The organism is Trichlorobacter sp. (genome assembly GCF_030247655.1).
In the GTDB taxonomy this organism is placed as follows: Bacteria; Desulfobacterota; Desulfuromonadia; order Geobacterales; family Pseudopelobacteraceae; genus Trichlorobacter.
Map to the genome: position 1 here is coordinate 1 of NZ_JAOTRZ010000192.1, position 5,860 is coordinate 5,860.

The 5,860-nt window shown below is 52.9% G+C and carries 7 protein-coding genes; all 7 read right to left on the reverse strand.

Features of this window, described 5'->3' with window-relative positions:
- Positions 1 to 1,020, reverse strand: a 1,020-nt coding sequence (gene tyrS, locus OEL57_RS13410; protein ID WP_300741100.1) for a tyrosine--tRNA ligase, incomplete at its 3' end; no start/stop codon positions are given.
- 220 nt (positions 1,021 to 1,240) lie between these two features.
- On the reverse strand, positions 1,241 to 2,026 hold the full coding sequence (locus tag OEL57_RS13415) for a TIGR00282 family metallophosphoesterase (protein WP_300741091.1): 786 nt from the start codon (positions 2,024 to 2,026) through the stop codon (positions 1,241 to 1,243).
- A complete protein-coding gene (gene rny, locus OEL57_RS13420; protein WP_300741093.1) occupies positions 2,027 to 3,592 on the reverse strand; it encodes a ribonuclease Y in 1,566 nt (521 codons plus the stop codon). It lies immediately after the preceding gene.
- Positions 3,593 to 3,610: 18 nt separating this feature from the next.
- Positions 3,611 to 4,189, reverse strand: coding sequence for a 5-formyltetrahydrofolate cyclo-ligase (locus OEL57_RS13425; RefSeq protein WP_300741095.1), 579 nt, complete (start codon positions 4,187 to 4,189; stop codon positions 3,611 to 3,613).
- A 275-nt stretch (positions 4,190 to 4,464) separates the two neighbouring features.
- The gene (locus tag OEL57_RS13430; protein ID WP_300741097.1) at positions 4,465 to 4,740 is read right to left on the reverse strand and encodes a cell division protein ZapA; all 276 of its coding nucleotides are present in this window, start codon (positions 4,738 to 4,740) and stop codon (positions 4,465 to 4,467) included.
- Between the two features lie 3 nt (positions 4,741 to 4,743).
- Complete coding sequence (locus OEL57_RS13435; RefSeq protein ID WP_300741098.1) at positions 4,744 to 4,989, reverse strand: cell division protein ZapB; 246 nt, start codon at positions 4,987 to 4,989, stop codon at positions 4,744 to 4,746.
- Positions 4,990 to 5,011: 22 nt separating this feature from the next.
- Positions 5,012 to 5,860 (reverse strand): signal recognition particle-docking protein FtsY (gene ftsY, locus OEL57_RS13440; protein ID WP_300741099.1); only part of this gene is annotated, 849 nt, incomplete at its 5' end.

Sequence of the window (5,860 nt, forward strand, 5' to 3'; positions counted from 1 at the left end):
AGCCAGTAGCAACGGGCAAGCAGCCGTGCCGTAACTGACTTGGGGCATCTCATCCGGGATCTCATTTTCCTTGAACCGTTTGACAAAGTTTTCTTCAGCAGTATCACCGCTGCCAGCACCATGGAAACGGGTCACGATCTCCCGACCCAGTGCCTTTTTGGCTGCCATCGGGTGGAGTGAGCCATCTGCCAGATCAAGCTTCAGCTGCTCAATCTCGGCAATGCTCCTGTCTGAGAGCAGTTCGTAGTAACGCAACATCAGCTCGTCTGAGATGGACATGACCTTGCCAAAAATCTCATCCGGCGCCTCGCTGATGCCGATGTAGTTGCCCAGCGATTTTGACATCTTGTTGACGCCGTCCAGGCCTTCCAGCAACGGCATGGTCAGTACGCACTGAGGTGTCTGACCCCATTCCCGCTGCAGTTCACGTCCCATCAGCAGGTTGAATTTCTGGTCGGTGCCTCCCAGTTCCACATCAGCCTTCATGGCCACCGAGTCATAGCCCTGGATCAGGGGGTAGAGGAATTCATGAATCGCAATCGGCTGCTGGGTGGTGTAACGCTTGTGAAAGTCATCCCGCTCCAGCATGCGGGCCACCGTATACTTGGAGGCCAGGGCGATCATGCCGCCGCAGCCCAGTTCGTTCAGCCAGGAGGAGTTGAAAACCACCTCGGTCTTTTCCGGATCGAGGATCTTGAAGACCTGCTCTTTGTAGGTTTCAGCATTACGCAGGACGTCTTCGCGGGTTAGCACCTTCCGGGTTTCGGACTTGCCGGTTGGGTCGCCGATCATGCCGGTGAAGTCACCGATCAGGAAGTGGACATCATGGCCTAACTGCTGAAACTGACGCAGTTTCTGGATCAGTACCGTATGGCCCAGGTGCAGGTCCGGTGCGGTGGGGTCAAAGCCAGCCTTAATAATCAGTGGGCGACCGGTGGCCAGTTTGTCTTCCAGTTCCTTCTGGATCAGCAGTTCAACACAGCCGCGTTTGATCACGGCAATCTGTTCGGCAACAGAGATACTCATGGTGATACTCCGTAAAGGCATGAAAAGCCATGATGATAGACCGCGGATGACGCTGATTGAGCGGATTAGCGCGGATAACTTCCAAAGTGTTTCGCTGCCTTGCGATATGACCACTCACAACGGCATAGTCAAAAAAGAGATTTAATGAGCTATTTTTCTTATATTTCTATCTGTGGAAATCCGCCAGATCCGCGTTATCCGCGTGCTATGCCTTTCAACAGGCAGCATTAATCCGTTCAATACTGACGGCTTTGCCTGTTTTTGTATCTATTCCGATCACCACGGCATTAATCCGCAGATCCTTTTTGGGGATGTCAAACTTGACTGACTGCTGGGTCAGGAAACGCTGGATCGCCTGGCCCTTGTCCACACCGATTACCGAATCAAAGGAGCCGGTCATCCCCACATCAGTAATGTAGGCGGTGCCATTCGGCAGGATCCGTTCATCAGCGGTCTGGACATGGGTATGGGTGCCCACCAGTGCAGAGACCCGACCATCCAGATACCAGCCCAGGGAAGCCTTTTCCGAGGTGGTCTCAGCATGGAAATCCAACAGGATAATGGATGTTTTCTTTCTCAATTGTTCCAGCTCTGCATCGGCACAACGGAAGGGGCAGTCCAGGTTTTTCATATAGACCCGACCTTCCAGATTCAGCACACCAACCTTGATACCGGCAGGGGTTTCAACGACGGTTGAACCTCGGCCCGGCGTGCCGGGGGGGTAGTTAAGCGGTCGGATGATCCGCTCTTCGCGGTCCAGAAAACCGGAGTTGTCCTTTTTATCCCAGATATGATTACCACTGGTCAGCAAGTGGACCCCCTGACGATACAACTCTGCAGCCGTATCCGGGGTAATACCGAAACCACCGGCAGCGTTCTCACCATCGGCAATCACCAGATCAACTGCATGACGGTCCACCAGCCGGTGGAGTTCCCGGCTGATGGCTGTCCTGCCTGGACTACCGACAATATCACCTATAAAAAGAATTCTGACTGACATTTACTTGGCGTACTCGGTTGCACGTGTTTCTCTGATCACATTGACCTTGATCATACCGGGATAGGTCATCTCGCTCTCGATCTTCTTGGCAATGTCCCGCGCAAGGATGACCGATTGATCGTCAGAAACCTGCTCGCTGGAGACCATGACCCGGATCTCACGGCCAGCCTGGATAGCAAAGGAGCCGCTGACACCGCTAAAGGAAGTGGCGATCCGCTCCAGGTCTTCCAACCGCTTGACATAGGATTCCATCATCTCGCGCCGTGCGCCAGGACGGGCACCGGACAGGGCATCAGCTGCCTGAACCAGTACCGCCAGGATGGTAGATGGCTTTTCGTCTTCATGATGGGCCGCAATGGCGTGGACAATCTTGGGTGATTCGCCATACTTACGGGCCAGATCGGCGCCAATCACGGCATGGGAACCTTCTATCTCATGGTCAACTGCCTTGCCCAGGTCATGCAGCAGACCGGCCCGCTTGGCCTGCTTGACGTTGATGCCCAGTTCAGCTGCCATGATACCGCACAGGAAGGCTACTTCCAGAGAGTGCTGATAGACGTTCTGAGTGTAGGAGGTACGGTACTTAAGCCGTCCGATCAGTTTGAGCACCTCTGGGTGAATGCCATGCACCCCCAGGTCAAAGGCGGCCTGTTCACCTGCCTCTTTGATCGCTTTTTCAACCTCTTCTTCTGATTTTAAAACCACTTCTTCGATCCGGCCTGGGTGGATCCGGCCGTCGGCCAGCAACTTCTCCAGCGACAGACGGGCAACTTCGCGGCGAACCGGGTTGAAACCGGACAGGATTACTGCCTCAGGGGTGTCATCAATAATCAGGTCAATCCCGGTGGCCGCCTCCAAAGCGCGGATATTACGGCCTTCACGACCAATAATCCGTCCTTTCATCTCATCGGATGGCAGCGGTACCACGGACACGCACTTCTCAGAGACATACTCGCCGGCATAACGCTGAATCGCTGCAGCGATGATCTCCTTTGCCTTTTTATCAGCCGTTTCCTTGGCCTCTTCCTCAATCAGTTTGATCCGTTTGGCCGCATCATGCTTGGCTTCACTTTCCATCGCCTCGATCAAGGTGTTTTTTGCTTCTTCAGAGGTCATACCGGAAATCTGCTCAAGCTTTGCACGTTGTTCGTCGGCAGCTTTTAAGAGTTCATTTTCTTTTGCGGTCAATGTCTGGTCTTTAACTGAAACTGCCTGTTCTTTTTTGAGCAGATCCATCTCTTTTTGGTCAACCAGCACCGCTTTTTTGTCCAGATGTTCTTCTTTCTGCTGTATCCGTTTCTCCTGAACCTGAATTTCCCGCTTTTTTTCCTTTAACTCACCTTCTGCTGCTTCTTTTGCCTCAAGGGCCGCATCTTTGGCCGTCAGTTCTGCTTCCTTGGCAATATTATCTGCCTCACGCCGGGCATCTTCAAGGAGCCGGGTCGCAAGTTCTTCAGCCTGCGCCACAAGTCCTTCAGTGCTCTTGCGTCCAAAACGGTTGCCTGCGAAATACGCTACACCGGCGACAGCAACAATGACCAACGCCATGATTATACTCGTTATCATACTTCATCCTCCTTTATGTTAATCCGGCATCGTGCCGGTCACTACCTGAATAATCCGTTTATCCGTAATAATATACTGCATTCTAATATCATGCTCCTCTGCCGGGATCTGTTCCAACAGCTGGAAATCATGGCATAATCCGACAAGGATGCCGTGTTTTGGCAGTTGGCTCAGGCAACGATCATAGTAACCTTTGCCAAAACCGATCCGGTGTCCTTGCAGATCAAAGGCAACCCCTGGAACCACAATCAGATCCGCTGATGCAAGGCTCTGGTCCTCACCAACGCTGCAAGGTTCCAGAATGCCAAAGGCACCGGAGGTCCGTTGCCCGGCCTCGCTAACCTCCCTGAATTGCAGGCTGCTGCCGCAGACCAGAGGATATAGAACCTGTTTTCCTACAGAGCGTGCCGATGCAAACAGCAGCTCGGTGTCAATCTCTTGCTGAATAGGCGAGTAGAGCGCGATACAGGCAGCTTGCTGAAACAGTTTTAAGCCAGCTAACTGCTGTTGGGCCGCCTCGCTGGCAATCTGCCAAACAGTCCGATCCATAGCGCGACGGCGCGTGAGCAGATCACGTCGTAAGGCCATTTTAGGCATACGGCCCTCACAATAAAACACACAAACAGGGGGTTACCCGGAGGCCGGGTCTGGTCTGCTGCAGGGAGGATGGAAGGATAGTTCGGTGGTTCCCAATGGGTCTGTCTACCGAAAGCCCCTTACCTACCGGGGATATATAAGCCAGTGCAGATATCAGTACGCAGCTGATGCCACGGAAACTGAACAGGTACAAATGGTTAATGCGTTAGTGGTTTATATATCAAAGTCTCCCTGAAGAGACCAAATGCTCATTCAGCTTTACAATAAAGCTGTTGTTACAGAACGTTATCAATTTTTTCAAGCATACTGGCAATACGGGTTTCCAGTGCGCTTGAACCTTCCTGGCGACCTTGCAGATCCAGATAGGATTCAGACAGGTTCAGCAAAGCCAGGGTTACCAACAGTTGTGGGTCGGCTGTGGTCAGCCGCTCACGAATCGTTTCTATTCGGCTATTTACAAAGGTCTCAACCTCCCGCACCTTTGTTTCCGGAGCGGAACTGCGGACCGGGATTTCACGTCCCAGTACCGTGACCAGATGGGCCTTAATCACGCCTTACACGCCTTCAAGTTTACTCAGGATAGCATCAACACGACCTTTAAGGCCTTCACGCTCTTGCCGGAGTCGTGTGTTTTCGTCTGCCAGAATCCGGTTTTCTTCCTTTAAAGCAGTATAGTTAGTCAGCAGATTGCTGATTTTTTCTTCGAGTTTTTCAAAAAGTTCTGTTTCCACGGTGCTGTCTCCTTCTGAGGGTGCAATAATATATTGATTTTCCTGAACAAAGTCAAGGCCCATTTGCATGGGCGGTTCCGTGCTGTGGCGGTTATGAGGTGTGGAAAAGGGCATCAACAAACTCATTGGGGTCAAATTCACGCAGGTCATCAACCCCTTCACCCACGCCGATGTAGCGGACAGGCAGGCTGAATTCATGGGATACCGCCACCACAATACCGCCTTTGGCCGTGCCGTCCAGCTTGGTTAGCGCAATGCCGGTTACGCCAGCTGATTCTTTGAAAAGACGCGCCTGGGAAAGGGCATTCTGGCCAGTGGCACCATCCAGAACCAGCAGGGTCTCATGGGGAGCGCCGGGTATTTCTCGTCCAATAACCCGGTAGATTTTCTTCATTTCCTCCATCAGGTTGACCTTGGTGTGCAGGCGCCCGGCAGTATCAATAATCAGAATTTCTGTGCCGCGACTGACTGCCGCCTTGCAGGCATCAAAGGCCACTGCCGACGGGTCAGCCCCTTCCTGATGGCGGATAACCGCCACGCCGGCCCGTTCTCCCCAGATTTCAAGCTGTTCTGCTGCAGCAGCACGGAAGGTGTCACCGGCAGCCAGCAGCACTTTTTTGCCTTCAGCCGCAAATTTTGCCGCCAGTTTGCCGATGGTGGTGGTCTTTCCGACGCCATTGACACCAACCACCAGAATGGTAAACGGTGCAGCAGTATCGGTTTTCAGCGGGGCGTGATGTGCCAGCAGGCGTGTGAGCAGCTCTTCCTTTAGCGCCTCACGCAGGGCAGCGCCGTCTTTCAGCTCATTGCGGGAGAGGCGTTGTTCCAGACTGCGGATCAGTTCAACCGTGGTCTTTACTCCGATATCAGAGGTAATCAGGATCTCTTCCAGCTCTTCCAACGTATCGGCATCAATCTCTTTTTTACCCAATACCAGGGC